The following is a 3,745-nucleotide window of genomic DNA, read 5'->3' as shown; positions in this document are numbered from 1 at the left end:
GTTATTTATTGTTTGGATTATTGCATTAACTGCTTAAAAATGTGGTAATATGGTAATTCGTTAGGATTAGATAGTATTAATTAATCTATATCAAAGTTTTCAGACGGCCTTTGGTTGTAAGATGAAGACTGTATATCCCAGCCATTTGGCAAACACAAGGAGCAAAACATGAAAAAATTAATGGCAACCCTGATTCTGGCAGGCTTGGCAACTTCCGTATCTGCAGCCGGTATCCATATTGAAGACGGTTGGGCACGTGCCACTGTCGAAGGTATGAAAATGGGTGGCGCATTCATGAAAATCCAAAACGATGAAGCCAAACAAGACTTCTTGGTAGGCGGCAGCAGCCCTGTTGCAGAACGCGTTGAAGTACACACCCATATTAACGACAACGGCGTTATGCGTATGCGCGAAGTTAAAGGCGGCGTGCCTTTGGCTGCAAAAGGCGTAACCGAGCTGAAACCAGGCAGCTACCACGTTATGTTCATGGGTCTGAAAAAACCGCTGAAAGAAGGCGAAAAAGTACCTGTAACCCTGAAATTCAAAAACGCGAAATCTCAAACTGTCGAGCTGGAAGTGAAAACTGCACCACAATCCGGCATGGATCACGGTCACGGCCATGGTCACGGTGGCGCGCATCAGCACTAATTGCTTGAATTTGCATATAAAGGCCGTCTGAAAGTCATTGGGCTTTCAGACGGCCTTTTCTGTCGTTAAATCAAAATGTGCTAAAATCAAGCTTTAAAAAATATATTTGAAACCCACATTCCCCTCATGAATACTACCAACACACCAACAAACATCATCGTCGGCCTTTCCGGCGGCGTCGATTCATCCGTTACCGCAGCCCTGCTCAAACAGCAAGGCCATCAAATCAGTGGCGTGTTCATGCAGAACTGGGAAGATGACGACAACGACGAATATTGCAGCATCAAACAAGATTCCTTTGATGCTATTGCCGTTGCCGATATCATCGGAATCGATATCGACATCGTCAATTTTGCTGCGCAATATAAAGACAACGTATTTGCCTATTTCCTCAAAGAATACAGCGCGGGCCGCACGCCAAATCCGGATGTCTTGTGCAATGCTGAAATTAAATTCAAATGCTTTTTGGACTATGCCATAGAGCAGGGTGCCGATACCATTGCCACCGGGCACTATGCCCGCAAAGAAGTTCGCAACGGAGTGCATTACCTGCTCAAAGGCTTGGATCAAAACAAAGACCAAAGCTATTTCCTGTACCGCCTCAAACCTTTCCAACTCGAGCGCGCAATTTTCCCATTGGGCGAGTTGGAAAAACCTGAAGTCCGCCGTCTTGCCGAAGAATTCAAATTACCGACCGCAACCAAAAAAGACAGTACCGGTATTTGCTTTATCGGCGAACGCCCGTTCCGCGAATTTCTGCAAAAATACCTGCCGACCAATAATGGCAAAATGGTTACCCCTGGAGGCAAAGTAGTCGGCGAACACGTCGGCCTGATGTTTTACACGCTGGGCCAACGCAAAGGCTTGGGTATCGGCGGCGCAGGCGAGCCATGGTTTGTTGCGGCCAAGGATTTGACCAAAAACGAACTGATTGTCGTCCAAGGTCATGACCATCCTTTGCTTTATACACAAAGCCTGATTATGAACGATTTGAGTTTCACATTGCCGGAACGTCCGAAAGAAGGCCGCTATACCTGCAAAACGCGCTACCGCATGGCTGACGCGCCTTGTACGTTGCGTTACTTGGATGATAAAACCATCGAGCTTGTTTTTGACGAGCCGCAATGGGCGGTAACTCCCGGACAGTCAGCGGTACTGTACGACGGCGATGTGTGCTTGGGCGGCGGTATCATCATGTCCACCGACAAGCCTGTCATTATTACTGCTTAATAAAAGGGCCGTCTGAAAACGAAGCGGCAGATTGAATAAAGCCTTTCAGACGGCCTCGATTTCAAAAAACGACTAAATAAAAGACTGATCAACATGGAAAAACTCTGGCTCAAAAGCTACGAACAAGGCGTCAACCCCGAAATCGATATCTCTCAATACAGCTCCATCAGCGACGTATTCCGTCAAAGTGTCGAGAAATTCTCGGATAAACCTGCTTTTCAAAACATGGGCAAAACGCTGACTTATGCCGAAGTGGGCAAGTTGGCGACCGATTTTGCGTCTTACCTGCAAAACGTATTGAAACTGCCGCGCGGTGAGCGTGTGGCAATTATGATGCCGAACGTTTTGCAATATCCGATTGCGCTTTTCGGTATTTTGCAGGCAGGTTTGGTGGCAGTGAATACGAATCCGCTTTATACGCCGCGCGAGTTGGAACATCAGTTGAAAGACAGCGGCGCGACAACGATTGTCGTGTTGGAGAACTTTGCCAATACGCTGGAATTGGTGTTGCCGCGTACACAAATCAAACATGTGATTGTCGCGTCGGTCGGCGAGATGTTCGGCATGATTAAGGGCGCGTTGATGAACTTCGTCATCCGCAAAGTGAAAAAAATGGTGCCGGAATACCGCATTCCCAATACCATCACTTTTCAGACGGCCTTGAAGCAAGGTGCGGCCAATACGTTCAAGCCAGTCGAGTTGACGCGCGACGATACTGCCTTGCTGCAATATACAGGCGGTACAACCGGTTTGGCGAAAGGCGCCGTCCTTAGTCACGGCAATATCTGCGCCAATATGCTTCAGGCGAAAGAATGGATTAAATTCCAACTGAGCGAAGGCGAAGAAACCGTCATCGCCGCGCTGCCGCTTTACCACATCTTTGCCTTGACGGTAAACCTGATGATTTTCGCCAATACCGGTTCTAAAATCATCCTGATTACCAACCCTCGCGATATGAAAGGATTTATCGGTGAATTGAAAAAAGAGCCGATCAGCGTATTCATCGGTGTGAATACCCTGTTTAATGCGATGGTCAACCGTCCGGATTTTGCCGAAGTTGATTTTTCCCGTTTGAAGCTGACTTTGGGCGGCGGTATGGCAACACAAAAAGCCGTGGCGGAAAAATGGAAAAAAATTACTGGTACGCCGATTGTGGAGGCTTACGGCTTGACCGAAGCCAGCCCGGGCGTATGTTGTAATCCTTTGAATATCGAAGCTTACAGCGGTGGTATCGGCTTGCCTGTTTCTTCAACCGAGGTCGAATTGCGTGATGCAGACGGCAAAGAAGTGCCTATCGGACAACCGGGCGAATTGTGGGTACGCGGCCCGCAAGTGATGAAAGGCTATTGGAACCGTCCGGAAGAAACCGCCAAAGCAATCGATGCGCGCGGCTTTTTGGAGACCGGCGACATTGCTGTTATGGATGAAAAAGGTTGGTTGAAGCTGGTGGACCGCAAAAAAGATTTGATTGTGGTATCTGGTTTCAATGTGTATCCGAACGAAATTGAAGAAGTGGTGGCTAGCAATGACAAGGTTTTGGAAGTCGCCTGTATCGGCGTGAAAAATGAGAAAACCGGCGAAGCGATTAAGGTCTTCGTCGTACGCAAAGATCCGTCTTTGACCAAGGAAGAGTTGATCGATTTCTGCCGTAAAGAGCTGACGGCGTATAAAGTGCCGAAAGACATCGAATTCCGCGACGAGTTGCCAAAATCCAACGTTGGCAAAATCCTGCGCCGCGAACTGCGCTGATATATAGAATCAGTATGATAAGGCCGTCTGAAAACGCTGTTTTCAGACGGCCTGAAGCTTTTGCCGTTTGCCAGAATATGCTGCTTCAAGTTAAAATCACACATTCCAACATGGGTAT

General features: G+C 47.7%; 3 protein-coding genes. All 3 read left to right on the top strand.

What is annotated here, in order from left to right; genetic code table 11:
* Positions 1-168: 168 nt before the first annotated feature.
* Positions 169-648 carry a copper chaperone PCu(A)C gene (locus ACTHUE_RS12910; protein ID WP_070461423.1) on the top strand — a complete coding sequence of 160 codons (480 nt, stop codon included), beginning with the start codon at positions 169-171 and terminating at the stop codon, positions 646-648.
* Between the two features lie 126 nt (positions 649-774).
* The gene (gene mnmA, locus ACTHUE_RS12905) at positions 775-1,878 is read left to right on the top strand and encodes a tRNA 2-thiouridine(34) synthase MnmA (RefSeq protein WP_070461424.1); all 1,104 of its coding nucleotides are present in this window, start codon (positions 775-777) and stop codon (positions 1,876-1,878) included.
* A gap of 93 nt (positions 1,879-1,971) precedes the next feature.
* A complete protein-coding gene (locus ACTHUE_RS12900) occupies positions 1,972-3,627 on the top strand; it encodes an AMP-binding protein (RefSeq protein ID WP_070461425.1) in 1,656 nt (551 codons plus the stop codon).
* Positions 3,628-3,745: the final 118 nt, after the last annotated feature.

It is taken from the genome of Neisseria sp. P0021.S005 (genome assembly GCF_051956955.1).
This window is presented reverse-complemented; position numbering and strand designations above follow the sequence as displayed.

Coding starts and splice junctions, on each gene's coding strand:
- ACTHUE_RS12910 (WP_070461423.1), top strand. CDS start 169: ATGAAAAAATTAATGGCAACCCTGATTCTGGCAGGCTTGGCAACTTCC.
- mnmA (WP_070461424.1), top strand. CDS start 775: ATGAATACTACCAACACACCAACAAACATCATCGTCGGCCTTTCCGGC.
- ACTHUE_RS12900 (WP_070461425.1), top strand. CDS start 1,972: ATGGAAAAACTCTGGCTCAAAAGCTACGAACAAGGCGTCAACCCCGAA.